The sequence below is a fragment of the Haploplasma modicum ATCC 29102 genome (assembly GCF_000687835.1).
GTDB lineage: Bacteria > Bacillota_I > Bacilli_A > Acholeplasmatales > Acholeplasmataceae > Haploplasma > Haploplasma modicum.
Genome location: NZ_JHYB01000002.1, coordinates 448936 through 475617, shown reverse-complemented (window position 1 = coordinate 475617; position 26682 = coordinate 448936). Strand labels below are relative to the sequence as shown.

Genomic DNA, 26682 nt, shown 5'->3' with positions numbered 1-26682 from the left:
TGATAAAATAGACTAACTAAACAAGGGGGAGAAAAATGAAGAAAATATTAATGGCTAAAAAGTTCTTTATTTTAGAATTATTTATAATGCTTTTATTAACCACTTTTGTGCTTTATACACCAAAGGCTGTAGATAGTAAGGTAGAGACTAAATTTAGTGCAGTTAGAGCACAGGCGCATATTAAAGAAATATCAAAAGAGCCACATTCATACTATGACCAAGCAGAACTAGCAAATGTAAGATCGTATATAATAGATACATTAAACACTAACCTGGGTGCTTCTAATGTCAGTGAAGTAAGATATGAAAAAGAGTTTGTTAAACAAGAACTAAATGAGTTAGTACCTTATGATATTGTAAATGTTTTAGGTAAATTACCAGGTAAAAGTGATAAGGGTATTTTATTAGTTGCACATTATGATTCTAGAGATCATGTAGGAAGATATGGTGAACTAGGTAGATCATATGGTGCAATGGATGATGGCTATGGGGTATCAAGTATGCTAGAGTTATCATATATCTTAAAAGACTTAAATCCAGAAAACAGTATTTATTTTTTATTTACTGATGCCGAAGAAGTTGGATTATACGGAGCAAAGCTTGCAGCAACAGATAATACATTAATGGATAATGTAAGATTTGTTATTAACCTTGAATCACGTGGTAGATATGGTCCAAGTTATATGTTTGAAACAAGTAAAAACAATCATAAAGTAATTGATTTATATAAAAAAGCTAAACTTCCTGTTACTTATTCAATGGCAACAGCAGTTTATAGTGTTATGCCTAACTTTACAGACTTTAGTCCTTTCATTGATCAGGGACTTCCTGGAATTAACTTTGCAACACTAGCGGGTTTAGATAATTATCATTCACCGCTTGATAGTTATGAAAATATTAACATCTCATCAATTCAGCACATGGGAGTACAAGTAGAACCGGTTGTAAGAGAGTTTACTAGTAATAGTAAATATGTAGAAGATAATTATTTTGTAAGTAATAGCGATCAAGTATTTTTCACAATTTTTGCAGGAGTATTAATTTCATATAGTAATACCGTAGCAATCGTTTTATTAATTGTAGCGATAATATTTACTATTTTGTTATTTACAGTTTTAGCATTAGATAAAGGTTTTAGCATAAATATCGTAAAAAGTACCTTGCCAAAAGGATTATTATTATCTTTAACCTTAATAATTTCAGGCTATATTTTTAGTAATATTATAGCTTTTATTGGTAAAGTACCATTTAATATAACTTATACAAGAGTTTTAAGTAGTCTATCAGATATTCCGAGTCTAATCTTTTTGGTAGTAATAGTTTTAATATATACAGTTTATATTTCAAAATCTAAATTAAATGATATTTTAACAATTGGAATAACACTTAATCTACTACTTACTTTAATAACTACAATTTTTCTACCAGGTGCATCATTCTTGTTCTTAACAGCAACAATGTTTGGAATTATTGGTATTAGTATGGATAAAATAAGTAATAAAATAACAAAGAAGGCTATATTATTATTTTCAATTCTATTCCAACTACTAATAATTATACCTTTATTATATTCCTTCTATCATGCACTAACAATTGGTGGTATAATGGTATTAGTAATACTAATAGTCATTAATGGTTTAGTTACTATTCCATTAGTACTAAAAAATTTAAATCTCGGAGGGGAAAATGAGAGAAAATAAAAGCAGCAGCACACTTAGACGTGAAGCAAGAGAAATGATGAAAAAACAAGGATATTTTAATTTACTAATTGGTTTATTAATTATATCTTTAATTTTAGGAGTATCAAGTTTCATTTCACCATTACTAATAGGACCAGCAATGGTTGGTCTAGCATGTTTCTATGTTAATGGATTTAGAAAAGAAAAAGTTAGATTTGAAGATTTATTTGAACCAGCAACTAAAAATTTTATTAATCTTTTAGTAATGGGACTACTTAAAACAATCTTTTTATTCTTATGGTCATTATTATTTATAATTCCTGGATTAATAAAATCATATTCATATGCAATGGTTGAGTTTATCGCACTTGATAATCCTGAACTAGATGGTAATGAAGCAATTACGAAAAGTAGAGAAATGATGGATGGTAATAAACTTAGATTATTCTTATTACACTTATCATTTATCGGTTGGTTCTTGCTTGGAATTTTAACATTTGGAATTGGATTAATCTTCCTTGCACCTTACATCAAAGCAGCAGAGACTGCATTTTACATAAATTTATTAGGTAACAATGAAGAAGTTGTTGTAGAGGATGAAGTAGAAGCAACATTTTACTAAAATAAACTAAAAAAATATACACTCTATGTTTGATAACATAAAGTGTATTTTTATTTTTATAAGGAATTAGGTTCTAATTCTTCTTCAACTAAATCTAGTTTGAATAATTCATCAGCCTTAGATAACGATATCTTAGCAAAGATCGGACCAAATGATTCATAGATTAAGATACTAAATAAAATGATTGTAACAATAGGACCAGCAACAACATTTGGTAAGTACTTAGTAACTAATAAACTAAGTCCAATCGATATACCACCTTGTGGTAATAAAGCAAACCCCAAATACTTCTTAACCTTTGGATCAGCCTTACTAATTGTAGCACCAGCATAAGCACCACCAATTTTACCAGCCGCTCTAGCAATAACATAAATAAATCCAATTACGCCAACAGTTACTAAAATACCTAAATCAAGGGTAGCTCCTGCAGTTGAGAAGAAGATAATATAAAATACGGGAACAAAGTTACTAATTACTCTAAATGAACGTCCTGAATGTGCTCTAAGGTTAGCGAGAGTTGCTCCTAACATAATATTAACTAACAGTGGTGATAAATGTAATAACTGTGATAAACCAAGACCAATTAAAACAAAGAAAATAGTTTTAACTTGAATTTCGTCTTGTGGATCTAATGCCTTTGTTACAAAAGATAATAAAACCCCTAAAACTAAACCAAGCGCAAGTGAACCAAATACTTCAATTATAGGACCTTTTACAATGTTCCAAAATGTAAAATCAATAGTATTACTTGGATCTAATGGAGTTAGAATTCTTGCAATTGGCAAAGCAATCCCAAAAGCAATAATCCCTAAAACGTCATCTAATGCAGCAACAGGTAAAATTGTATTGGTAACTGGACCTTTTGTTCTAAACTGCTTAATAACTAAAATTGTAGCAGCAGGAGCTGTTGCAGCACTCATTGTCCCTAAAATAATACTAAATGTTAATCTCTCTTGTGGACTAAAGTTAGGAAATGCAACTGGCACGAATAAGTACATTGATAAGAATACTAAACCGATTGCACCAAGTACTTCTAAGACTGTAATAATTAAAATGGTTTTACCACTTTTCTTAAGATTACCGATAATAAACTCACTACCAATACCAAAGGCAATAAATGCTAAAGTAATTTCACTTATAGTGTTTAGTACAGGTAGATGTGGTTCAAAATTAATAAATTTTTTAAAAATACCAATTAATAAACCTGCAATTAAATAACCAGAAACTGTTGGTAATTTAAGTTTGCTTGCAATTTTACCAAAGATAAAACCAAGCCCAATAAAAATAGATAAAACAATAATGATGTTCACGTTATAACCTCCTAAAATAATAAAAAAAACGCCAACAAAAATGCTGTACGCCTGGATTTATTCCTATGAGGTTAGCTGACGGATTAGAGATTCCAAGACTCTCCTTTTACAAAGTAAAATTCACCCCAAAAACTGGTTCCCCCACTCATTTTTAGATTCGGATCACACACAAGATATCATATCATAAGTTTATCTATTAATCAAGTTTGAAATAAAAAAGATTCTATTAACTAAAGTGTTAATAAAATCTTTCATTGTATTTAGAAAGCAGGAGTACTAGCATAACCATATTCGTTAATCAAATATGTTCTAACTTCATCACTTCTTAAATATTTTTTAAGTATTTCTAGTTTCTCGCTATCTTTATTATTTTCTCTAGCTACTAAACTAATTGCATAGTCTTTAGTTACATCATCTTGTTTTTCAACGAATAAACGTTCAGCATTACCAACTAAGTTTAAGCTTCTTGCATATGTTGGATACATTACAGAAAGTCTTGTTTCATTGTATTTTTGAGCAATGCTTGTAAGTGGAACCATTTCATTAAAAGTTAAATTCTTTTTATTTTCTAAAATATCGTCAGTAGTTAAATTAACTTTTTTATTATCTTTAAATGTTAATAAATTTGCTTGTCCCAGTAAGTATAAAGCACGGCTTGTATTTGATGCATCATCAGGTAGTGTAATATTTGATCCGTTTGGAATTTCATCGATATTTTTATAATCTTTTGAATAAAGAGCATAGATTGCATGATAGATATTTTGAACAACAACTAAATTTGTATTATGGGCACTATTGAATAAATTTAAGTAGTATTGATGTTGAATCATATTGGCATCAATTTCATTATCTTTTAAAGCAATATTATTAACCTCAAGTGCCTGTTCAACTATTTCTAATTTATAACCTTCATTTTTTAAATCATCACTAATTAATTCTAAAATATCTCGCATTGGTTGAAAAGAAATCCCTACTTTGATAGTTTTTGTTTCATCTTTTTTACAACCAACTAAAAATAATCCTATTAATAATATAAAACTAAATCCTAATATTTTCTTCATGTATTTACCTCTTGTCTATTTTTCTAGCTATTAAGTTGCCACCTGTTTGAATAACTGAAACAATAATAATCATAATAATAATTATGACCCACATTAAATTATACTGAAAGTTAGAAAACCCCTCATTAATTGCAAGATAACCTAACCCACCACCACCAATAGTACCAACAACAGTAGAATAAGCAATAATACTAATAATTGTTGTAGTGATATTTAAAACTAATTGACCTCTTGCCTCATTTAACAAGAAGTATTTAATATAATTCTTTTTACTAGACCCCATTGTATAACTAGTTTCATATAAGTTATTATCAAGTTTTATAAATGTTTGTTCTGCTAGTCTAGAAAGACTAGCAATCCCAATTAAACTCAAAGGTATTTTAGAAGCATTAACTCCAAAACCAGTTCCAATAATTAATCTGTTAAAGGGGATTAAAACTATAATGAATAAGATAAAGGGAATAGATCTAATAATATTACTAATAACCGATATTACTGAATATAGTAGTTTATTTTGATAAATGCTATTTTTTCTAAACAAAAATAAAAGTAATCCTAGACTAATCCCAAAGATAATAGAAATTAATGAAGAAACTAAAACCATATCTAGAGTTTCAAGTAAGGCAATAATTAATCTTTCCTTATAAGTAATAATTGCATCAATCATTTAATAATTCCTCCTTATAAGAAAGACTATTAATTGCTTTATTTTTAACTGTAACTATTTCTTCTAAAGCCCCATTAGTAATAATTGCAGTTTTATTAGTAATTGCTTTTATAACGTTAATGTCATGAGAGACTATAATGATAGTTGTCTTAAAGGTATTATTAATATTTTTTAGTAGTTCTAAGATGGTATTAGTATTTTCCTTATCAAGTGCACTTGTTGGTTCATCACAAAAGATTATTTTAGGATCAGTTATAAGTGCTCTTGCAATAGCAACCCTCTGTTTTTGACCACCAGATAATGTTTGAATATTACTATTTTCAAAATCACTCATATTGATAAACTCTAATAACTTTCTTGCCTTTAAAATATCATCTTCATTAATTTTACCTCTAACCTTTAAGGGAAGTAAAATATTTTTTATTACATTTAAGTTATTAAGCAAGTTATATTCTTGGAAAATTGTTGCAGTCTTTTTTACAATATCTAATTTATTATCTTTACTCAGCAAAATATTATCAACATAAATAAGTCCAGTATCAGGACTTAAAAACCCATTCATAATTTTAAGTAGCGTGCTTTTACCTGTGCCACTTAAACCAACTATTCCAAATATTTCCGAGCTATCAATTTCTAATGATATATCTTTTAGTATTATCTCATTATTAAATGATTTATTTATCTTTTCTAGTTTAATCATTATATCACCACATCTATTATAGATTAATGAGGCTAAAAATCAATTAATATACTAAATTAAACAAAGTGATATAATTAAGATAGGTGATAAAATGAAATATATAGAGTATGGAAAAGAAGAACTTGATTATTTAATAAAAAAAGATAAAGTTTTAGGTGATTATATTAAAAAGACAGGATTTATTAAAAGAGAACTTAATAGTGATATATTTACTTCACTAATAAGTAGTATTATAAGTCAGCAAGTAAGCACTAAAGCCGCAAAGACGATTAATGAAAGATTAAATAATATTGTTATTGATCTAACGCCTGAAAAGATATTTGAGCTAGATGATTCTTTACTACAAAGTATTGGTATTTCGTTTAGAAAAGTTAGTTATATGAAAGATATTGCTAAAAATTTTATTGATAAGCCTTATATATATAATAATTTAAATAATTTACCTGACCATTTAATTGTAGAGGAATTAATAAAATTAAAAGGAGTGGGTACGTGGACTGCAGAAATGTTATTAATTCATAGCTTTAATAGAAGAGATGTAATAAGTTTTCTTGATTTAGGAATTAAAAGAGGAATTATGCGACTATATAATAAAGATAGTATTAGTAAGGAAGACTGGATATATTTTAAAAATTTATACACACCATATAATACTATTGCCAGTATTTATTTATGGGAAGCATCAAAATAATAAAATTTGACCTAGGTCAATTTTTTTTATATTAAACTTTGCTATACTACTAGTGAAAGAGAGGTAATATTATGTTTAATAAAGAATTAGAAAACAAAATAGAAACTTTAAAAAAGTTTGTCCCAGTAGTAAAGAAGGTTCATGGTAAAACTCATAATGAGTTTTATGAAGTAAGTGATGCTTTTGATAAAATGATTTTAAAGTTAAATAATAAAGACTTTAACCTAGATAATGAATTTAAGGAATTAAGAAAGATCACTTCAAATTATAAGGTACCCAGTGATACATGTGAAACTTATTATATGGTCTATAAGATCTTTGAAGAATTAGATAAGGCATATTACAATGAGTAAAATAACAAGTTTTATCTTAAGAAATAAGATTATAATTATCATTTTAAATGCAATCTTAATTGTTTTAGGTTTCCTTACTAAATGGATTTTTAAAAACGATGAACTATTTGAAATATTTTTAATGGCTGCATCAATTATTGGGATACTTCCAATTATGATTCAAGCATTTAGTGCGCTTAGATACAAATTAGTAACGATTGACTTACTTGTAACAATTGCTGTACTTGGTGCATTTATTATAAAAAATTATGAAGAATCAGCAATTGTAACTTTCTTATTTTTATTTGGTGCTTTTCTTGAACAAAAAACAATTGGTAAGGCAAGAAGTGCAATTAAAAAACTAATTGATTTTAAGCCGCAAAAAGCACTTAAAAAGATTGATGATGATTATGTTTTAGTAGACGTCGATGATGTCTTAGTAGGTGATATAGTCTTAGTTAAAACTGGTGCTAAAATTCCTGTTGAAGGAAATGTACTTAAGGGATTAGCAAGCGTTGATGAATCAAGTATTACTGGAGAATCAAAGCCTGTAGCCAAAGAAGAAGGATCATTAGTCTTTGCTTCAACAATTGTTGATAATGGAACAATTGAAGTGGTAGCAACTAAAGTAGGTGATGATACCACTTATAGTAAAATTATTCATTTAGTTGAAGAAGCTCAAGATTCAAAGAGTAAGGCAGAAAAGTTTATTGATTCATTTGCTAAATATTACACTCCGTTTGTCTTATTACTTGGATTATTAGTTTTTATAATATTTAAAGATATTAATTTAGCAGTTAGTATTTTAGTCTTAGGTTGTCCTGGTGCATTAGTAATTGGCGTTCCAGTATCAAGTGTATCTGGAATTGGAAGTGGGGCTAGAAATGGAGTCTTGCTTAAAGGTAGTGAGTCAATTAATGACTTTGCAAAAGCTAAAACTTTTATCTTTGATAAAACAGGAACACTTACTATGGGAAGTCCTAGAGTAATTGAATTAATTAACATAGATAGCGATAATGAAATTTTAGAGTATTTATATTCAGTTGAAAAAGAGTCACTTCATCCACTTGCAAACGCAATAACAAATCACCTTGGTGATATGAAGACTCATGAGATATCAAATACGTTAGTCCTTAAAGGTTATGGGATTAAAGCAAGTATTGATAATAATTTAGTTTTAGTTGGCAATGTTAGCCTTTTTGAAAAAGAAAATATCTTTATTGATAATGAATTTAAGACAAAAATTAAAGAAATGGAAAATGATGGCCAAACAATTGTTTTAGTTGGCCAAAATAACAAACTAAAATTAGTCTTAGGAATTAAAGATAAAATTAGAGATAATGTTAAGACTGAGTTATCTAAGCTTAGAAAACTCGGTGCCAAAAAGCTAATTTTATTATCAGGTGATAACCAAACAGTAGTAGATCAAGTAGCTTTAGAGTTAAACTTTGATTTAGCATTTGGTAATATGTTACCTGAAGATAAGAGTAATTATGTTAAAGAATTAAAAAGTAAGGGTGAGATAGTAGTTTTTGTTGGTGATGGGATTAATGATAGTCCAAGTCTTGCTTTAGCTAATGTCTCGATTGCAATGGGAAGTGGAACTGAGGTTGCAATTGAAACAAGTGATATTGTATTAATGAATTCAAGTTTTGGCAAACTAACATTTGCGTATGGTCTTACTAAAAAAATAACTAGAAATATGAAACAAAATATTATAATTGCGCTTTTAGTGGTATTAGTTTTAGTAACAGGATTAATTTTTAGTGATTTAGTTGATATGAGTGTTGGAATGTTAGTACATGAGTTAAGTATATTAGTAGTTATATTAAATGGTATGAGATTATTGAGATATAAATTAAAAGGAGAAAATAATGAAAAAAGCAGAATTTAAATTAGAAGAATTATCATGTCCATCATGTTTGATGAAAATTGATAAAGCAGTTAAGAGTCATAAAGAGGTAGTAAAAAGTTCAGTGAACGTAATGTTTAATTCAAGTAAAGTGACATTTGATTTCAATGATGATTTTGATGTCAATATTGTTAAAGAATCAATTGAAAAGTTAGGTTTTGATGTTTTAAAGGTTAATGTTGAGTAAATATTTGTTAAACTATAAATAATTGTAATTATTAGTAAATAGTGATACAATTAATAAAAATGTGAGGACAAATATGAGAAATAAAGAATTTATTAAAGTATTAAAGTTTGTGTTATTTTCAATCTCAGCAGGACTTATTCAAATTGGCTCATTTGCAATTTTAGAAAGTTTTACTAATCTTCCTTATTGGCCAAGTTATTTAATTAGTTTAATTCTTTCAATTTTATGGAATTTTACAGCAAACAGAAAATTTACTTTTAAAGATCAATCAAATGTTAGTGTTGCAATGATCAAGGTTTTATTATTCTATTTAGTCTTTACACCAGTATCAACTATTTTAGGTGATATGGCTGATAAAGCGTTAGTAAATAGTTATTTAATTCTAGCTATTACAATGATAAGTAACTTTGTGTTAGAATACTTGTACATGACATTTGTCGTATTTAAGAAAAGTAAGGATGAAGTAGATGAACAATATTAGAAAAGCAAATAAAAATGATAGTAAATTAATTTTTGACTACATATTAAAAATGGCTAAATATGAAAAGTTAGAACATATGGTTAGTGGAGATTATAAGTTAATTGAAAAATGGGTTTTTGAAGAAAAAAAAGCTGAAGTTATTATCATAACACATAATAATATAGATGTAGGTTTTGCCTTATATTTTTATAATTTTTCAACATTCGTTACAAAGCCTGGACTATATTTAGAAGATATCTTTATTTTAGAAGAATATAGAGGATTAGGGCTTGGCAAAAATGTTTTTAATTATCTAGTAAAAAAAGCTAAAGCTGAAGAATTAGAGCGCATTGAGTGGGTTTGTCTAGACTGGAATTTACCAAGTATTAAGTTTTATGAAAAGCTTGGGGCTAGAAAAATGGATGACTGGACTGTCTTTAGATTAGACAAAGACGCAATAAATAATTTTTAATTAAAGGAAGATTTAAATAATCTTCCTTTTTATTATGTAAAATGATATAATAATATGCATTAAATAGGGGTGGTAATCTTGAGTAAAATTGTAATAATCGGTGGCGGAACATCAGGTATGATGGCAGCAATTAGTGCAAAAAAGCATTATAAAAATGATGAAGTCATCTTAATTGAAGGAAATAATGAATTAGGAAGAAAATTAAAGTTAACGGGTGGTGGCAGATGTAATGTTACTGCTAATGTTAGTAGAGAAGAAGTGTTATTAAATGTTCCTAAAAATCATAAATTTTTATATAGTACAATTGAAAACTTTGGTCCCCTTGAGATAATGGAGTTTTTTAATAGTAGAGGAACTACCTTAAAAGAAGAAGATCATTCAAGAATGATTCCTGTTAGTAATAAGTCATTTGATATTGTAAGAACTTTAGAAGAAGAATTAAAAAAAATAGGCGTTAAAATTATGTTTAATACAAGAGTAAAAGAAGTAAAAGACAATTATTTAATAATTAATGATGATATTAATTTTAAATATGACTACTTAATAATAGCAACCGGTGGAATCATTTTACCTAATACAGGATCTGATGGAAGTGGCTATAATTTTGCTAAGGATTTTGGTCATACGATAACAGAACTACTACCTGCAGAGGTACCACTTGTATCAAATGATTCTTTTATTATGGATAAAACACTCCAGGGGTTATCGTTTAAAGATGTAGTTTTAAAAATTGTTAATGCTAAAGGGAAAGTAATTAAAGAAATTAAACATGATTTATTATTTACTCATTTTGGAATATCAGGACCAGCAGCACTTAGAGCTAGTTATGAGGTAAGTAAAATACTAGAAAAAGAAAAAGAAGCAAAAATTTTAATTGACTTTATTCCAAGTGTAAATATTAAAGATATTGTGGAAGATGATTATAAACATTTACCAGAAAGACTAATTAAATATTTAGAAACATTAAAAAACAATGAGTTTGATTTAAAATACTATTTGAAAAACTTTAGTATTTTAATTTATACAACACGTGGTTTTAACAGTGCATTTGTAACAAATGGTGGGATTAAGTTAAATGAAATTAACCCTAAAACTTTAAAATCAAAATTAAATGATAAGATTTCATTTTGTGGTGAAATCTTAGACTATAATGCATATACTGGTGGATTTAATATAACACTGGCATTTTCTACCGGATATACTGCAGGGAAATTTGTAAAAGGGGATCCTTATGATACGTAATAAAAACTTATTTAAACATTTAAAAGGTAATGGATTTTTAGTATTCGTTGTTGTTTTACTAACTATTTTTCACCGTCTGACATTTTCATATATTCCAATGTTTAGTAATATCTTAATTAATAAACTGGAATTATTTTTAAATGTTGTAGATGTAGAAGGGAAAACTAATCTACCTAGCTTTATCTTAAACTTTATTAATCAATATGAAGACATAGTAAGTATAGTTTTATCAATTATTTTAATGCTGCTTGCATGGCAACTAGTTAGATATATCATGCTTTATTTTGAAACAAGACTAAAAGGAGTCTTAAGTGAAAATGTAAGTAGAAATCTTAGAACAAAAACTTATGATCATATTCAAAATTTAAGTTATGGTTATCATAATAATGTTGATTCAGGTGATTTAATACAAAGAGTAACAACGGATATAGATTTAACTAAAGAGTTTGTATCAAATAGAGTAATGGAATTACTAGGGATTTTATCATCACTTGTTTTTGGTGCTTATCAAATGGCATTGATTAATCAAACAATTATGTATGTATCATTAGCCTTAATTCCTGTTACAGGAATTTCATCAATTATTTATTTTAGTAAAATCGATAAAGTATTTAAAGATGTAGAAACAAAAGAAGCGGAAATGGTTGTTGTTATTCAGGAAAATGTTAGTGCCGCAAGAGTTGTTAGAGCATTTGCTAATGAGAAACATGAAGTTGAAAAACTAGAAGCAAAAAATATCGCTTATCAAAATAGTGAAATTAGAGCAGGAAAATTAGTAGCTGGATACTGGAGTATAATGGACTTTTTTATGATGTTACAGTTTTTAATTGTAATATTAATAGGTGTATACTATGCAAATAAAAATATGTTTAGTATTTCAGATATATCAAGTACTATTATGCTTGCTGGGATGTTAATTTGGCCGGTTAGAGGACTTGGTCGTATTATCAATGAATATGGTAAAGCATTAGTTGCATCAGAGCGCTTAGAAGAAATTATGAAACAAGAAACTGAATATTTAAATGATGGAACTTTAATGCCAGAAATAAATGGAAATATTGTCTTTTCAAATGTAAGTTTTAAATTTATTGATGAAAGTAGACATTTACTTAATAATGTTAGTTTTGAAATTAAAGCAGGCGAAACGGTCGCTATTATTGGAAAGACCGGAAGTGGTAAGAGCACAATTATTAATCTCTTACTTAAAATGTATGATTATGAAGGTTCAATTACTATTAATGGTGTAGAACTTAGAGACATTAGCAAAAGATACTTAAGAAGAAACATTGGAACAGTCTTACAGGATCCATTCTTATATAGTAAGACAGTTTATCAAAATATTTCGATTGCTAATAAAAAAGCAAATGAAGCAGATATTTTAAAGGCCGCTAAAATTGCTAGTCTAGAAAAAGATATTAATACTTTTAAACAAGGTTATGATACAGTTGTTGGTGAACAAGGTTCAACACTATCAGGAGGTCAAAAACAGAGGGTTGCTATTGCAAGAATTTTAGTAAGTAGACTACCGATAATAATTTTTGATGATGCGCTATCCGCACTTGATAATAAAACAGACTTAGATATTAGAAACCAATTAAAAGCAAGTAATGAAAATCAAACAAATATTATCATTACCCACAGAATGACAACAGCAAAAGAAGCAGATAAAATTATTGTATTAAACAATAATGAAATTGAATCAATTGGAACTCACGATGAACTTAAAAATAAAGAAGGTTTATATAAAAACTTATGGGATATTCAAGGTGCATTGGAAGAGGAGTTCTTAGAGCTTGTAAGGAGTGAAATTAATGGAAAATAATCATGAAGATTTATTAGAAAGTAAAATTTCATTAGGTGTTTGGAAAAAAGTATTTAGTATTGTAAAAAAACTAAAGGGTAAAATTATAGTCTTAGTTTTACTTGCAATTACACTTGCTTTATTTGATGCGCTAGTTAATGTTATTAACGTTTATGCAATTGATAATTTTATTGAAGCAAAAGATTTAAAGACACTACCATTTTATATTATATTTAATATCTTTTTTGCCCTTGGATTTGGACTTCTAGTTTTCTTCTTTGTTAAACAAGGAAGTGAAATTGAAGCAAGAGTTAACTATGAATTTAGAAAAGAAGCATTTGATAACTTACAAAGATTATCATTTGATTACTTTGATAAAAATGCACAAGGGTGGATCATGGCAAGAATGACCTCTGATTCTAAAAAGTTAGCAAATATTATTTCATGGTCATTAGTTGACTTTTTCTGGTCAGCACTTTTTATGATATTTACATTAGTTGTATTATTTATTTATTCTGTAAAACTTGCATTAATTGTTTTAGTATCAATTCCTTTAATGTTTATAATTGCAATTTTATTTAGAAAGAAAATATTAAAGTCACACCGTGAATCAAGAAAATATAACTCAATTGCAACAGCAAAATATAGCGAAGCATTTCTAGGTGCAAAAACTACAAAAACACTAGGAATTGAAGATGATAATTTAGAAGAGTTTGGTAATGTTATTAATGACCTAAGAAGATCAAGTATTAGAGCAATCTCAATTTCAGCATTATTTTCATCAATTATTCTTTTTGCAACATATAGTGTTTTAGGTATTGTTATGTATGCTGGAAGTAGTTTAGTATTAAATGATGCAATTAAGATTAGTACATTATTTTTATTCATAAGAGCAACTGTAAGCTTTTTTGATCCAATTATTATGATTACAAATATTATGTCAAGTATTCAACAAGCTCAAGCCTCTGCAGAGCGCATTGTTGCATTAATTGAAGAAAAGCCACAAATAACAGATAAAGAAGAAGTTATTTTAAAATATGGTGATACTTTTAATCCAATTAAAGAAAACTATGAAACAATCATAGGTGATGTTGAATATAGAAACGTTAATTTCTCATACAATGAAGGAGAAGTAATCTTAGATAATTTTAATTTAAAGATTAATGCAGGAATGAAAGTTGCATTTGTTGGTCATACTGGAAGTGGTAAAACCACACTTATTAATTTACTAGCAAGATTTTATGAACCAACAAGTGGCGAAATTTTAATTGATGGAATAGATTACAGGGATAGAAGTATTAACTGGCTTCATTCACAAATTGGCTATGTGCTGCAAAGTCCACATTTATTTTCAACAACAATTAGAGAAAACATTAAATACGGTAAGTTAGAAGCTAAAGATGAAGAAATGATTGAAGTAGCAAAAGAAGTTGGTATACATGATTTTATTATGAGTCTTGATAATAAATATGATACCCATGTTGGTGAAGGGGGTAATTTATTATCACTTGGCCAAAAACAATTAATATCTTTTGCAAGAGCGTTATTAAATGATCCTAAAATTTTAATCCTTGATGAAGCAACATCTTCAATTGATAGTGAGAGTGAAAAAAAGATTATTGAAGCAACAAAAAAACTGTTAAGTAATAGAACTAGTTTAACGGTTGCTCACAGATTATCAACAATTGTTGATAGTGATTTAATTGTGATGTTAGAATTTGGAAAAATAATTGAAATAGGAACACATAAAGAACTTTTAAAAAATAAAGGCTTATATTATAATCTCTATAGAGATCAGTTCTTAGCAGAGAGAGAAAAAGAACTTAATTAAGTGGGGAAAAAATGCAATAGTATTTTCTATTGGCCTCCTTGGACTTGGATTTATCGGTTTATGTATAAATGTCATTTTTGTTTTAAGTGGGAAACCTAATCCTAATGCGATGTATCTAAAAAGACCACCACTTGAAGAAATACCGTTTTTAAACGGACCAGTAATTGGGGTCCTTTTAATTGGAATAGTATTTTTAATTGGCTATATTAATGAGCTTAAGTTAAGTAAAAAAAATAGTGAAGTATTTGTTTGATAATCAGTATTTATAAAAGGAGAAAATGATTGAATGGCAAAAAGAAAAAAGAAAGATCCAGTTGTAATAATATTATTTACTGCTATAGTAACTTTAATATTAAACTTAATATTTAAGTTAGTTTTATTTTTATATAATTATATTTTATTTTATAAAACTAAGTATAAAAATAAGAGCGGTGTTGGTTTTTTTAAAATGTATTTTGATAAGGGATATTTTGGAGAATTTAAATTTTATACAAAATTAATAAAGATTTTTCCCCAAGATAATATTTTCCTAAATATGTACTTAGATAATGAAAAAACATCATATACCGAAATAGATATTGTTGGTGTACATAAAACAGGCATCTACGTTTTTGAAATTAAAAATTATGGTGGCTGGATTTACGGAAATGATAAAGACGAAAAATGGACACAAGTTTTTAATAAATATTCAAAACACAAGTTTTATAACCCAGTTAGACAAAACTTTGCACATACCAAGGCAATAGAAAAATACTTAGAAATTCCAAGTGATAATATTCATTCTTTTATAGCTTTTAGCAATAGAAGTAAATTGAAAAAAATAACAAGTAATTTTGAGAGTAACATTCATAATTTTAGAGACTCTATTTCTATAGTTAAAAAACGTCTTAAAACTTCAACTGATATACTTGAAGATGAACAAGTAGCAACTTTCTTAGAAAAATTAAAAGTCAAAACTTTATTATCTGATGAAATAAAAGAAGAACATATTGATTCAGTAAATAAGAAGTACAATAATTAGAAAATTAAAAATAGAAATTAAGATAATAAAACTATAGTTGGGATGATATATCTGACTATAGTTTTATTTTAAAGATTATTTCCCTTAATTAAAAAAGTTGTTAGATGTAATGTGTAATATAGTCCACTTTTTTAGATATAAATGGTAAAATATAATATATGTGAGGTTGATTATATGATAGTTAAAGATAATTTTATAAATGTGAATGAATTTATTCCAAATGAAAATAATAGTAAAAATACAACACTTATTATTACTCATGGTATGGGTGAATATTCTAAAAGTTACAAAGAAGCAGCAGAAGCTTTAAAAGAAAAAGGTTTTAATGTAATTACTTATGACTTATATGGTCATGGTAAGAGTTTTGGTAAAAGAGGCTACATTAAAAAATATCAGTATTATTTAAATGATTTAGACCGCTTAGTAAAATATGCTTATGAAAACACAAAAAATGTTTTTTTAATTGGTCATAGCATGGGCGGTGTTATTACAAACTTATATGCAAGTATAAATAACAATATCAATGGTGTAATTGTAACATCATCACCAACAGATTACTTACCTAGATTAAGTAAAGTTAGATATATTCCTAAAGTATTTTTAAACAATAAAAGATCTAGAACTAACTTTAAAGATTCAAAATTAGTTCATGATAATAATTATGTAGTAGATGGTTATGATTTGGAGTATATTCACTTTAAATTAATTAACGAAGTATTATTTAAAGGGATTAGAAGACTTAAAAAGAATTACAAAAAGTATGTAACAAATGCCCTTTTTATTTACAGTAGTTCAGATGAAATAGTATCACCTTCAAATGGTAAATATATTATGGAAAAGATAAAATCAAAAGATAAAACACTACTTGTATATGAGAATAGTTATCATAATATTTTTAATGATGTTGAAAAAGATATGCTAATTGAAGATATTTCAAAATGGGTGATTGAAAGAATATGAAAAAATATATTATAGTAATTGATCAAGGAACAACTTCTTCAAGGATTCTTCTAATAAATAAAAAAGCAGAAATTATCTATAGTGACTATATTGAACTTGTTTTAAATAAATATAGTGACTCTAGAATCATGCAAAGTGCTGATGAAATATTGCTTTCAGTAAAAAGCTTAATTAAAAGACTTTTTATGCGATTTAATTTAAAACCCGATGAAGTTGATTCATTTACTATAACGAACCAAAGAGAAACAACAGTTCTTTGGGATAAAAAGACTGGTAAAGTCTTTGATGATGCGATTAGTTGGCAATCTGCTCATACAAAAAATATAACCGATGAATGGAAAAATAAAGGTTATGGCGATTTAATATTTAAAAAAACAGGACTCTTGATAAATCCTTATTTTAGTGCCTCAAAAATTAAATATTTACTTAATAATTATAAAGGTAATCCAAGTGATTTAATGTTTGGAACAATTGATAGTTTCTTAATCTATAATCTTTCAAAGGAAAAAAATCATTATACTGATATAACTAATGCTTCAAGAACAATGCTTTATAATATTAAAGAAAATAAGTATGATCAAGAAATTCTAGATTTATTAGAAATACCAAATAGTATATTACCAAAAGTATTAGATAACGATAGTTTATTTGGTCACATCGAAATTTCAGGTACTCTAATTCCTATTAACGCTGTTATTGGTGATCAATCAAGTGCCTTATTTGGTCACTTATGTCATAGTATAGGTCAGGCAAAAATCACTTATGGAACTGGCTGTTTTATTCTTTTAAATTTAGAAGATAATTTGCTATATTCTAAAACTGGATTACTAACAACGGTTGCTTGGAAACTAAATGGTAATAAAACTAATTATGCTTTAGAAGGTTCAGTCTTTATGGGCGGTGAAGCATTAAAGTGGATGAGAGATAAGCTTAACTTAATTAACGATACAAGAGAATCAGAAGAAATGGCATATAACTCAATAGACGATAAAGTATACGTAATACCAGCATTTGTTGGACTTGGTGCACCTTACTGGAATGAGACAATCCGTGGTGCTATTTTAGGGCTTGATGCAAACACTAAAAAAGAAGATATTATGAAAGCAACACTAAATAGTATTGCTTATCAAGTAACAGATATTTTAAAAGTGATGGAGTTAGAAAATAACATTAAGATAGAAGACATTAAGGTTGATGGTGGTGTTTCTAACAATAATTATTTAATGCAATTTCAAGCCGATTTAATCAAGTGTAATTTAATTCAAAATAAAGAAACAGAAATAACCGGACTTGGTTCAAGTTATATTGCTGGATTAAAAACTGGATTTTTTAAAAATATTGAAGAAATTACAAATTTACAAAAAATTAAAAGAATTTATGTTCCAAGTAAGGATCTATCAAAAAACTATTTAAGATGGAAAGAAGCAGTTAATACAATAAGCAAATTTTAAGAGATAAATAAAAGACCTTTCATTTGAGAGGTCTTATTATTTAACTATTTATTTTTTATGAACTAATGACTTACCAGTCATTTCTTCAGGTTTTGTTACACCAAGTAAGTCTAACATTGTTGGTGCGATATCACAAAGTGCTCCACCACCATCTACAGTATAATTTGTATCTGTTATGATAAATGGTACTGGATTTGTTGTATGAGCTGTTTGAGGAGTACCATCTTCATTTCTCATTTCTTCAGCATTACCATGATCTGCTAGAACAACTGCAACACCACCAACACTTAAGATTGCTTCAACAACATCTTTCATACATTCATCAACAACTTCAACAGCTTTTGTTGTAGCTTCGATTGAACCAGTATGACCAACCATATCTGGATTTGCAAAGTTTAAAATCATTGTGTCAAATTTATTTTCTTTAATGGCTTTAACTGCTTTATCTCTAATTTCATATGCACCCATTTCAGGTTTTAAATCATAGGTTGCAACTCTTGGTGATTCAATTAAAATACGTTCTGCATTTTTTAATTGCATTTCTTTACCGCCATCAAAGAAGAAAGTAACGTGAGCATATTTTTCAGTTTCAGCAATTCTTAATTGATGTAATCCATTATTAGCAATAACTTCACCATATAAGTTATCTAATTTTTGCAGTGGATAAGCAAGTTCACCCTTAACTTTTTCATGATAATGCATCATTGAAACAAAGTTAATGTTATGTAATTCTTTAGTTACATTAAAACTAGCCTTACCATCGGTATGGAAGAAGTTAGCTTCATTTGGATTTGAAATTGCAGTAGCAATTCTAATTGCACGGTCTGGTCTGAAGTTTGCAAAAATAACTGCATCATTATCACCAATTAACCCTTTTTCATCAACAACAAATGGAACAATAAATTCATCAGATAATCCTTTATCATAAGCATCTTTAATGCCATCTAAAGGATTACTAAATTTAGGACCATTGCCTAAAACCATTGCATCATATGCAATTTGGATTCTATCCCAGTTATTATCTCTATCCATTGCATAATATCTACCACTTACTGTAGATACGTGTGCACCTGCTTTAATTAAAGTATTTAGATATTCATATCCACCTGTTTGTGAAGTATCTCTACCATCCATGAATGCATGAAGATAAGTGTTATTTCCTAAATCATGGCTTTTTGCTAGGCGAATTAATGCTTTTAAGTGATTAAGATGTGAGTGAACACCACCATCACTAACAAGACCCATAATATGTAGTTTTGAATTATGTTTTTTAACATGATCAACTGCATTTAAAAATGCTTTATTCTTGAAAAAATCTCCATCTTTAATAGCAACATTAATTCTTGATAGTGATTGATAAACTACTCTACCTGCCCCTAAATTTAAATGACCAACTTCACTGTTACCCATTTGACCTTCAGGTAAACCTACTGCTTCACCACATGTTGTTAAAGTACTATTTGGATATGTGCTTAGTAAATGCTCCATATATGGAGTTTTAGCAAGACTTACAGAGTTTGAAGGACTTGCTTTTGCTAATCCGTATCCGTCTAAAATAATTAAACCGACAAAACGTTTATTCATAATTAATTCATCTCCTCGTTATTTACATCTATATTATACTAAAAAATATATAAAGAGTAGATATAAAACGTTTTCAAAAAAAGATAAAAAGCAAGTATCTAAATATATATGATAAAATGAATGTATAAATATTATAAATGAATCTTCAGGGCGGAGTGTAAGTCTCCACCGGCGGTATAGTCCGCGAGCCTTTTTAGGTTGATCTAGTTAAATTCTAGAACCGACAGTTATAGTCTGGATGGAAGAAGAGAGAATTATATCAATTCTTTTTTTATCGCCCCGAAGTAGGCGATTTTTTTACCTAAGGAGGGATAACAGATGCAATATTTTTTAATAATTGCAATAATCGCATTACTCGGACAACTATTAGTATTTAATAATACTACTAGTGATTTAAAAAAAGAAACAATGACTACAAAGCAAATGATGTATGTAGTAAACATGAGTGTTATAGCTATTGTGGTAGGTTTCTTTGAAGTACCAATCGGTATTATTGGTGTTAAATTAGATTTTAGTGAGGTCGTAATATTAATATCAATATTAATGTTAGGCTATAAAAATGCTAGTTTAGTAATTATCCTTAGAAGTCTAGTAAGGTTTTTCTTACCTTCTAAGACAGCAATGGAAGCAGATTATATCTGGAAGTTTTTAGGTGAAGTGATTGCGATACTTGCCTCATACCTAATTATTTTATCTTACTATATTACAACAGTAATTTTTAAGAAAAAACAAAAACCATTAATTTATGCACTACCAACAAACGTTAAAAAAACTAGTATAAGTGAATTTATTACATGTAGTTTACTTTCATCTATAATTTTGACAATTGGTATGACTGTATTTCATACAATAATTACCATGCCAATGTTTATGTCAGGATATTCTCATCTAACAATTTTTAGTTTACTTAGTGATCCTAAATATAGTAGTGAGAGTGTTTTATCGATCGTAAAAACGATTATAATAATGTTTGGTTTAGTTAATGTGATTAAGGGAATTATCTCCCCAGCATTATTTTTAATAATAAAACCCAAAATAGAAAGTGTTGTTAAGTAATTAGTAAACGTTTTCTAAAAAGCAACATCTTTCAAAAAGTAAGATTTTATTGTATAATTAAGTATGTAAGAAACGGCAAAATTTAAATAAGGAGTTGAGAGACATGCCATTTATCGAATTAGTTTACGCACGTGAAGTATTAGACTCACGCGGTAACCCAACAGTAGAAGTTGAAGTTTACACAGAATCAGGATCTTTTGGTCGTGCATTAGTACCATCAGGAGCATCAACAGGAGCATTTGAAGCAGTAGAATTAAGAGACGGTGATAAATCACGTTACTTAGGAAAAGGTGTTTTAAAAGCAGTATCAAACGTTAATGATATTATTGCTGAAGAATTAATTGGTTATGATGTAACAGACCAATTAGGAATTGACAAATTACTTTTAGAATTAGATGGAACTAAAAATAAAGGTAAATTAGGAGCAAACGCAATCTTAGGTGTATCTATGGCAGTTGCAAGAGCAGCAGCTGACTACTTAGGTGTAGAATTATATACATACTTAGGTGGAGCAAATGCAAAACAATTACCATTACCAATGTTAAATATTATTAATGGTGGATCACATGCTGACAACAACGTTGACTTCCAAGAATTCATGGTTATGCCAGTAAGTGCACCAACATTCAAAGAAGCAATCCGTATGGGAGCTGAAATTTTCCATAGTTTAAGAAACGTATTAAAAGGACGTGGCTTAAATACAGGTGTTGGTGATGAAGGTGGTTTCGCACCAAACTTAGCATCAAACGAAGACGCACTTAAAGTAATCGTTGAAGCTATTGAAAAAGCAGGATACAAACCAGGAGTAGATATCATGTTAGCAATGGACGTTGCTTCAAGTGAATTCTACAACAAAGATACTAAAAAATATGTATTAGCTGGTGAAGGCGGAAAAGAATTTACTAATAAAGAATTAGCAAACTTCTATGCTGAATTAGTTAAAAAATACCCAATTGTATCAATCGAAGATGGATTAGATGAAGAAGATTGGGAAGGATGGGCATACTTAACAGAAATTCTAGGAGACAAAATCCAATTAGTTGGTGACGATTTATTCGTTACAAACACAGAAAGATTAGGTCGTGGAATTGAAAATGGTATTGCTAACTCAATTTTAGTTAAATTAAACCAAATCGGTACAATTACTGAAACTCTAGATGCAATTGAAATGGCAAAACGTGCTGGTTATACAGCAGTTATTTCACACAGAAGTGGTGAAACAGAAGATACTTTCATTGCTGACTTAGCTGTTGCAACAAATGCAGGACAAATTAAAACAGGTTCAGCATCAAGAACAGACCGTATTGCAAAATACAATCAATTAATGAGAATCGAAGATCAATTAGGAGCAAGTGCTAAATTCTTAGGTTTAAAATCATTATATAACTTAAAAAAATAATTTAAAATATTTTAAGAAGTCTAGTTAATCTAGGCTTCTTTTTTTAATTAAAAAAATTAATAAAAAAATGTTAGCTTTTGCTAACATTAATTATTACTTATTTATGAAATGTTTTTTATAATTTTCAAACGCACCAAGCATACCAGCATCATTTTTATGTTCTGCGATCACAATCTCTGTTTTGCTGTAAATATAAGGAGATAACTTAGGTTTAACATATGTTTTTAATTCTTCAATAAATTTAGTACCTCTTGCAGTAATTCCACCACCAATAACAAATTTTTCTGGATTAAGTGAATATATTATATTAGCAATCCCACTACTCAATGCTTCAAAGAAGTTATTTACAACAACTTTGATTAATGGATCATTATCATCATATAACGTAAAGACATCCACACCATTTTTAATATTATTATTTATTTTTTTAGCTTCAAGTACTAGCGCACGAGTAGATGCTTGTTTTTCATAAACTAAACCATTTATATACATATTGCCCCATTCACCTGCACTATATCCATTTCCATGAATTAAATTTCCATCTATTACAATAGCACCACCAATTCCAGTACCAATTGTCATTGCTGCCATGCTCTTTGAATTAATGCCACTACCTTTAAATGCTTCACAAAGTGCCATACAATTAACATCATTTTCAACTGAGATATTAATGTTTCCTAGTTTTTCATTTAAATATTCTCTAATGTTTAATCCAATAAAATTAGTAATAGTATTTGTAGCATCTAGAATGATTGTAGTATTAGGATCAACAACACCGGCAGAACTTATCGCAATCCCTTTAATATTATAATCATTTTTATGATTGTTATAAATTTCGACAATTTGGTCTAAAATTGCTCTACCGCCCTCTTTTGCATGTGTAGAAACCGAACCTTTTGTTATTAAATTACTCTTAATATCAATAATTCCATACTTTAAATCAGTGCCACCAATATCACATGTTAAATATAAATCCATATCTATACCTCCGTTCAAATAACAATTATATTATATAATTACATTAAACTCAAGGGTATGGAAAAAAAATCAATTTTGTTATATAATAGAGTAAGAAATGGTGGGGATAATGGTGCAAAAACCAATTTATCAAGTAATTGAAAATGATATAAAAATTAAGATTCAACAAAAAAAATTAAAAGCAGGAGATTTAATTCCTAGTGAAAATCAATTAAAAGACCAATACAATGTATCAAGAATGACAGTTAGACAAGCACTTAATAATTTAGTAACTGATGGATACTTATACAAACACAAAGGTAAGGGGACTTTTGTGTCACAAATTAAAATTGAAAAAAACATTCAAGGTTTAAGAGGTTTTACTGATGAAATGGAAAGTCTTGGTAGAGTAGTTAGAAATGAAGTTGTTGGATTTGAAATTATTGATCCAACCGACGATATTAAAGATAAACTCTTCTTAACAAATGAAGAAGATAAAGTAATTTATATTGAGCGAATTAGATATGGTGATGAAATTCCAGTTCTTCATGAAGAACTATATATACCTCATTACTTATTTAAAGAATTAACAATTGAAGATTTGAGTCAATCCTTTTATTTGTATTTAGAAAATGAAAGAGGACTTAAAATAAGTCATTGTATTCAAGCAATTGAGGCACAAATGCCAAGTAAACATATTTCAGAATCACTTCAGACAACAAGAACTATGCCTATTCTTAGAATAACAAGAAATACTTTTTTAAGTAATGGAAGACCATTTGAATATGTAATTTCAAGTTACAGATCAGACCAATATCGTTTTGTTCAATATGCTGTAAAAAACTAATTTTAATTATAAGTAAAAGTACTCGTTTTGAGTACTTTTTCTACTTATAGTAGTATGCAGTTTACAACAAGATATTATTGTGTTATAATTTATAATAACTTGACTATACAAGAGATAAAAAGAATAATAGCAAATTTGTGTTATTTAAATGACTCAAGTTAAAAATAGAAATAAATATAAAAGAATAAAGGTGATTATTAAATGAAAAAAATTGTTATAATTCCATTAGACGAAAGACCATGTAACTATCATTTTAATCAGTATATGACTGAAGGAATGCCATATGAATTAGTAGCTCCACCAATGGAATACATGGGAAATAAAAAAATACCAGGAGATACAGCAAAAATTATTGATTGGCTAGTTAAAGAATCGGTAGATGCCGATGGTATTGTAGTTGCACTAGATACTATTTTATATGGTGGAATAGTACCCTCAAGATTACATCATGATACAAAGGAAACATTATTAGAAAGATTAAATGTTTTAAGAGATATTAAAAAAAATAATCAAAATATTGTTATATATGGTTATCAATTATTAATGAGAAATCCTTCATACTCAAATGCTGAAGAAGAGCCAGATTATTATGGATTAGTTGGTAGAGAAATTCATTTATACGGTATATATGAGCATAAAGAACAATTAGGTATTATTACAGAATTAGAGAAAAAACATTTTGAAGAAATTAAAAAAATTCTACCAAAAGAATATTTAGATGATTATGTTGGACGTAGAAATATTAATAGTGAAATTAATGATGACTTCTTACAATTAGTAATTGATGAAGTAATTGATTTTGCGATAATTCCACAAGATGATTCATCACCTTATGGTTTTACAGCACTAGATCAAATTAAAACTAGAAAATTAATTGAAGATAAAAACTTAGAATTCAAAGTCTATATGTACCCAGGTGCAGATGAAGTAACAAACGTTTTATTATCAAGATTAGTTTTAAATTTTGAAGACAAAAAACCATTAGTTTATTTAAAATATTCAACAGTTGGTAACGGGAAAATAATTCCGTTATATGAAGATAGATATTTAGGTGAGACAATAAAATATCAAGTCCTTGCAGCTGGTGGTTTAATTGTAAGTGATTTAAAAGATGCAGATTTAGTATTGTTGGTTAACACTCCACCAAGTGGAATGAGAGAAGCTTCAAATATTGATAAACGTACAATTGAGTATGATGCTCAAAGAACTTTAATCGAATTTGTATTATTTGCTGAATATGCAATTAATGTTTTAAAGAAACCAGTTATCATTGGTGATGTTGCTTACGCAAATGGTGGGGACCTCCACTTATTCAAACTAATGAAACAAAAAGATTTACTATATAAAGTTGCAGCATATGCAGGTTGGAATACATCATCAAATACACTTGGAACTGCAATTCCACAAGGAATATTTGCATGGTTATATCCAAATAGAAAAGAAAATATTGATTTTCTAGCACTAAGATATACTGAAGACTTAGGATATTGTTCAATAGTTAGAAAACAAATTGCTGCAAACTTAAAAGAACCAAACCATTATTACTTATTAGATGGTAAAAAAGGTAGTGTGGTTGGTGAAATTGGTAACTTACTAACTAAATTCATTAATGAAAATCTAGTAACAGCTCAAGTTAAACCATATATTAAAAATATCTACTCACCATGGAACCGTATGTTTGAAATTGGTTTAGAGGTAAGAAATGATAATAAAAAATAAAATTATAAATGAAGTTCCAGTTATTACTTATGAACTTGATAATAATACAAAAAAACCATTAATATTTTTCTTTCATGGTTTTACAGGAAATAAAGATACATTAATGGGTCGTGGTGAAAAACTAGCAGAACTTGGTTACTATGTTGTAGCAATCGATGCTCACTTACACGGAGAACGTATGACTCCATGGTTTAGAGAATTACCAAATGAAATAAAGTATCAATATATTATTGATATTGCAATTCAAACTGCAAAAGATGCTAAAATGTTATTTGAGGATGTATTTAGTAAAAATGAAAATATAATAAGTGACAATTTTTATGCCTATGGTGTTTCAATGGGAGCAGCAATAACATTTTATCTAGCAACAATTACAGATAAGTTAGAAAAAGCAGTTACATTAGTAGGTTCACCATCTTTTGTAGATTACTACAAAGAAAGATCAAGTAAATATAACTGGGATAGTGAAATATATAATGATAGACTAATTAAATATCAAAATTTAGATCCATTAATTAATAATGAAAGATTAAAAAATACTAAAATATTTTTAGCACTTGGTAGTAAAGATGAAATTGTTTATCCAAAGTTTTCAATTGAACTTCATAAACAAAGACCAGATTCAACAATCCTTAAAATGTATGATACTGGTCATGAATCTACACCGGAGATGCTAAATGATGCATATGATTTTTTAACTATAAAAGATAAATAAAAGGGT

The 26682-nt window shown here is 28.0% G+C and carries 26 protein-coding genes and 2 riboswitches; of the genes, 20 read left to right on the top strand and 6 right to left on the bottom strand.

From position 1 onward, the window contains the following. Nucleotides 1-35 precede the first annotated feature (35 nt). Nucleotides 36-1700, top strand: coding sequence for a M28 family peptidase (locus T352_RS0102350; RefSeq protein ID WP_026391605.1), 1665 nt, complete (start codon nt 36-38; stop codon nt 1698-1700). Further along, a complete protein-coding gene (locus tag T352_RS0102345; protein WP_026391604.1) occupies nt 1687-2301 on the top strand; it encodes a DUF975 family protein in 615 nt (204 codons plus the stop codon). Before T352_RS0102350 ends, T352_RS0102345 begins: the two co-directional genes overlap by 14 nt. 56 nt (nt 2302-2357) lie before the next feature. On the opposite strand, the gene T352_RS0102340 is transcribed toward T352_RS0102345, so the two are convergent. The 4 genes from T352_RS0102340 to T352_RS0102325 all read right to left on the bottom strand — a co-directional run bounded on the left by T352_RS0102340 (nt 2358) and on the right by T352_RS0102325 (nt 6039). Beyond that, a complete protein-coding gene (locus tag T352_RS0102340; RefSeq protein WP_026391603.1) occupies nt 2358-3611 on the bottom strand; it encodes a cation:proton antiporter in 1254 nt (417 codons plus the stop codon). A 46-nt stretch (nt 3612-3657) separates the two neighbouring features. Beyond that, a riboswitch (cyclic di-AMP (ydaO/yuaA leader) is annotated at nt 3658-3784 on the bottom strand. A gap of 87 nt (nt 3785-3871) precedes the next feature. Beyond that, the gene (locus T352_RS0102335; protein WP_026391602.1) at nt 3872-4672 is read right to left on the bottom strand and encodes a MetQ/NlpA family ABC transporter substrate-binding protein; all 801 of its coding nucleotides are present in this window, start codon (nt 4670-4672) and stop codon (nt 3872-3874) included. Nucleotides 4673-4676: 4 nt separating this feature from the next. Beyond that, a complete protein-coding gene (locus T352_RS0102330) occupies nt 4677-5339 on the bottom strand; it encodes an ABC transporter permease subunit (RefSeq protein ID WP_026391601.1) in 663 nt (220 codons plus the stop codon). Then, on the bottom strand, nt 5332-6039 hold the full coding sequence (locus tag T352_RS0102325) for an ATP-binding cassette domain-containing protein (RefSeq protein WP_162151114.1): 708 nt from the start codon (nt 6037-6039) through the stop codon (nt 5332-5334). Before T352_RS0102325 ends, T352_RS0102330 begins: the two co-directional genes overlap by 8 nt. A 91-nt stretch (nt 6040-6130) precedes the next feature. On the opposite strand from T352_RS0102325, the gene T352_RS0102320 reads away from it, so the two are divergent. The 13 genes from T352_RS0102320 (at nt 6131) to T352_RS0102260 (ending at nt 18399) form a co-directional block, all read left to right on the top strand. Continuing rightward, on the top strand, nt 6131-6730 hold the full coding sequence (locus T352_RS0102320) for a DNA-3-methyladenine glycosylase family protein (protein ID WP_026391599.1): 600 nt from the start codon (nt 6131-6133) through the stop codon (nt 6728-6730). A 71-nt stretch (nt 6731-6801) separates the two neighbouring features. Continuing rightward, nucleotides 6802-7083, top strand: a complete 282-nt coding sequence (locus tag T352_RS0102315; protein ID WP_035344803.1) for a hypothetical protein — start codon at nt 6802-6804, stop codon at nt 7081-7083. Between the two features lies 1 nt (nt 7084). Next, nucleotides 7085-8956 (top strand): heavy metal translocating P-type ATPase, encoded by a 1872-nt coding sequence (locus tag T352_RS0102310; RefSeq protein WP_168711788.1) that lies wholly within the window; start codon nt 7085-7087, stop codon nt 8954-8956. Beyond that, complete coding sequence (locus T352_RS0102305; RefSeq protein ID WP_026391596.1) at nt 8937-9161, top strand: heavy-metal-associated domain-containing protein; 225 nt, start codon at nt 8937-8939, stop codon at nt 9159-9161. Before T352_RS0102310 ends, T352_RS0102305 begins: the two co-directional genes overlap by 20 nt. Before the next feature lie 73 nt (nt 9162-9234). Continuing rightward, a complete protein-coding gene (locus tag T352_RS0102300) occupies nt 9235-9642 on the top strand; it encodes a GtrA family protein (RefSeq protein ID WP_035344797.1) in 408 nt (135 codons plus the stop codon). Further along, nucleotides 9629-10093 (top strand): GNAT family N-acetyltransferase, encoded by a 465-nt coding sequence (locus T352_RS0102295; protein ID WP_026391594.1) that lies wholly within the window; start codon nt 9629-9631, stop codon nt 10091-10093. The genes T352_RS0102300 and T352_RS0102295 overlap by 14 nt, the downstream gene beginning before the upstream one ends. Nucleotides 10094-10171: 78 nt before the next feature. Next, complete coding sequence (locus tag T352_RS0102290) at nt 10172-11335, top strand: aminoacetone oxidase family FAD-binding enzyme (protein ID WP_026391593.1); 1164 nt, start codon at nt 10172-10174, stop codon at nt 11333-11335. Then, nucleotides 11325-13157 (top strand): ABC transporter ATP-binding protein, encoded by a 1833-nt coding sequence (locus T352_RS0102285; RefSeq protein WP_026391592.1) that lies wholly within the window; start codon nt 11325-11327, stop codon nt 13155-13157. Before T352_RS0102290 ends, T352_RS0102285 begins: the two co-directional genes overlap by 11 nt. After that, on the top strand, nt 13147-14967 hold the full coding sequence (locus T352_RS0102280; protein WP_035344794.1) for an ABC transporter ATP-binding protein: 1821 nt from the start codon (nt 13147-13149) through the stop codon (nt 14965-14967). Before T352_RS0102285 ends, T352_RS0102280 begins: the two co-directional genes overlap by 11 nt. Before the next feature lie 109 nt (nt 14968-15076). Further along, the gene (locus tag T352_RS07190) at nt 15077-15220 is read left to right on the top strand and encodes a hypothetical protein (RefSeq protein ID WP_162151113.1); all 144 of its coding nucleotides are present in this window, start codon (nt 15077-15079) and stop codon (nt 15218-15220) included. A gap of 33 nt (nt 15221-15253) precedes the next feature. Then, nucleotides 15254-15988: a nuclease-related domain-containing protein gene (locus T352_RS0102270; RefSeq protein ID WP_026391590.1), complete on the top strand. Its 735-nt coding sequence runs from the start codon at nt 15254-15256 to the stop codon at nt 15986-15988. A gap of 174 nt (nt 15989-16162) precedes the next feature. Then, on the top strand, nt 16163-16948 hold the full coding sequence (locus T352_RS0102265; RefSeq protein WP_162151112.1) for an alpha/beta fold hydrolase: 786 nt from the start codon (nt 16163-16165) through the stop codon (nt 16946-16948). After that, complete coding sequence (locus tag T352_RS0102260; RefSeq protein ID WP_026391588.1) at nt 16945-18399, top strand: FGGY-family carbohydrate kinase; 1455 nt, start codon at nt 16945-16947, stop codon at nt 18397-18399. The genes T352_RS0102265 and T352_RS0102260 overlap by 4 nt, the downstream gene beginning before the upstream one ends. A 48-nt stretch (nt 18400-18447) precedes the next feature. Here the strand turns inward: T352_RS0102260 and gpmI are convergent, their stop codons facing one another. Beyond that, on the bottom strand, nt 18448-19983 hold the full coding sequence (gene gpmI / locus T352_RS0102255) for a 2,3-bisphosphoglycerate-independent phosphoglycerate mutase (RefSeq protein ID WP_026391587.1): 1536 nt from the start codon (nt 19981-19983) through the stop codon (nt 18448-18450). A 137-nt stretch (nt 19984-20120) separates the two neighbouring features. Continuing rightward, nucleotides 20121-20237, top strand: a riboswitch (FMN riboswitch). Between the two features lie 64 nt (nt 20238-20301). Here gpmI and T352_RS0102250 point away from each other — a divergent pair. Both T352_RS0102250 and eno read left to right on the top strand, forming a co-directional pair. Beyond that, entirely contained in the window at nt 20302-21039 is a 738-nt protein-coding gene (locus T352_RS0102250; RefSeq protein WP_026391586.1) for an ECF transporter S component, read from the top strand. A gap of 103 nt (nt 21040-21142) precedes the next feature. Next, complete coding sequence (eno, locus tag T352_RS0102245; RefSeq protein WP_026391585.1) at nt 21143-22438, top strand: phosphopyruvate hydratase; 1296 nt, start codon at nt 21143-21145, stop codon at nt 22436-22438. Between the two features lie 93 nt (nt 22439-22531). Here eno and T352_RS0102240 read toward each other — a convergent pair whose 3' ends face one another. After that, nucleotides 22532-23416, bottom strand: a complete 885-nt coding sequence (locus tag T352_RS0102240; protein ID WP_026391584.1) for an ROK family protein — start codon at nt 23414-23416, stop codon at nt 22532-22534. A gap of 112 nt (nt 23417-23528) precedes the next feature. Here T352_RS0102240 and T352_RS0102235 point away from each other — a divergent pair, with 112 nt between their 5' ends. The 3 genes from T352_RS0102235 (at nt 23529) to T352_RS0102225 (ending at nt 26676) form a co-directional block, all read left to right on the top strand. Further along, nucleotides 23529-24242, top strand: a complete 714-nt coding sequence (locus tag T352_RS0102235; protein WP_162151111.1) for a GntR family transcriptional regulator — start codon at nt 23529-23531, stop codon at nt 24240-24242. A gap of 201 nt (nt 24243-24443) precedes the next feature. After that, entirely contained in the window at nt 24444-25961 is a 1518-nt protein-coding gene (locus tag T352_RS0102230) for a DUF4127 family protein (protein WP_026391582.1), read from the top strand. Then, the gene (locus T352_RS0102225) at nt 25945-26676 is read left to right on the top strand and encodes an alpha/beta hydrolase family protein (RefSeq protein WP_026391581.1); all 732 of its coding nucleotides are present in this window, start codon (nt 25945-25947) and stop codon (nt 26674-26676) included. Before T352_RS0102230 ends, T352_RS0102225 begins: the two co-directional genes overlap by 17 nt. Nucleotides 26677-26682 lie beyond the last annotated feature (6 nt).

Excerpts from the sequence above, each read along its gene's own strand:
- T352_RS0102350 (WP_026391605.1), top strand. The coding sequence starts at position 36 with ATGAAGAAAATATTAATGGCTAAAAAGTTCTTTATTTTAGAATTATTT.
- T352_RS0102345 (WP_026391604.1), top strand. The coding sequence starts at position 1,687 with ATGAGAGAAAATAAAAGCAGCAGCACACTTAGACGTGAAGCAAGAGAA.
- T352_RS0102335 (WP_026391602.1), bottom strand. The coding sequence starts at position 4,672 with ATGAAGAAAATATTAGGATTTAGTTTTATATTATTAATAGGATTATTT.
- T352_RS0102330 (WP_026391601.1), bottom strand. The coding sequence starts at position 5,339 with ATGATTGATGCAATTATTACTTATAAGGAAAGATTAATTATTGCCTTA.
- T352_RS0102325 (WP_162151114.1), bottom strand. The coding sequence starts at position 6,039 with ATGATTAAACTAGAAAAGATAAATAAATCATTTAATAATGAGATAATA.
- T352_RS0102320 (WP_026391599.1), top strand. The coding sequence starts at position 6,131 with ATGAAATATATAGAGTATGGAAAAGAAGAACTTGATTATTTAATAAAA.
- T352_RS0102315 (WP_035344803.1), top strand. The coding sequence starts at position 6,802 with ATGTTTAATAAAGAATTAGAAAACAAAATAGAAACTTTAAAAAAGTTT.
- T352_RS0102305 (WP_026391596.1), top strand. The coding sequence starts at position 8,937 with ATGAAAAAAGCAGAATTTAAATTAGAAGAATTATCATGTCCATCATGT.
- T352_RS0102300 (WP_035344797.1), top strand. The coding sequence starts at position 9,235 with ATGAGAAATAAAGAATTTATTAAAGTATTAAAGTTTGTGTTATTTTCA.
- T352_RS0102295 (WP_026391594.1), top strand. The coding sequence starts at position 9,629 with ATGAACAATATTAGAAAAGCAAATAAAAATGATAGTAAATTAATTTTT.
- T352_RS0102285 (WP_026391592.1), top strand. The coding sequence starts at position 11,325 with ATGATACGTAATAAAAACTTATTTAAACATTTAAAAGGTAATGGATTT.
- T352_RS0102280 (WP_035344794.1), top strand. The coding sequence starts at position 13,147 with ATGGAAAATAATCATGAAGATTTATTAGAAAGTAAAATTTCATTAGGT.
- T352_RS07190 (WP_162151113.1), top strand. The coding sequence starts at position 15,077 with ATGTATCTAAAAAGACCACCACTTGAAGAAATACCGTTTTTAAACGGA.
- T352_RS0102270 (WP_026391590.1), top strand. The coding sequence starts at position 15,254 with ATGGCAAAAAGAAAAAAGAAAGATCCAGTTGTAATAATATTATTTACT.
- T352_RS0102265 (WP_162151112.1), top strand. The coding sequence starts at position 16,163 with ATGATAGTTAAAGATAATTTTATAAATGTGAATGAATTTATTCCAAAT.
- T352_RS0102260 (WP_026391588.1), top strand. The coding sequence starts at position 16,945 with ATGAAAAAATATATTATAGTAATTGATCAAGGAACAACTTCTTCAAGG.
- gpmI (WP_026391587.1), bottom strand. The coding sequence starts at position 19,983 with ATGAATAAACGTTTTGTCGGTTTAATTATTTTAGACGGATACGGATTA.
- T352_RS0102250 (WP_026391586.1), top strand. The coding sequence starts at position 20,302 with ATGCAATATTTTTTAATAATTGCAATAATCGCATTACTCGGACAACTA.
- eno (WP_026391585.1), top strand. The coding sequence starts at position 21,143 with ATGCCATTTATCGAATTAGTTTACGCACGTGAAGTATTAGACTCACGC.
- T352_RS0102240 (WP_026391584.1), bottom strand. The coding sequence starts at position 23,416 with ATGGATTTATATTTAACATGTGATATTGGTGGCACTGATTTAAAGTAT.
- T352_RS0102230 (WP_026391582.1), top strand. The coding sequence starts at position 24,444 with ATGAAAAAAATTGTTATAATTCCATTAGACGAAAGACCATGTAACTAT.
- T352_RS0102225 (WP_026391581.1), top strand. The coding sequence starts at position 25,945 with ATGATAATAAAAAATAAAATTATAAATGAAGTTCCAGTTATTACTTAT.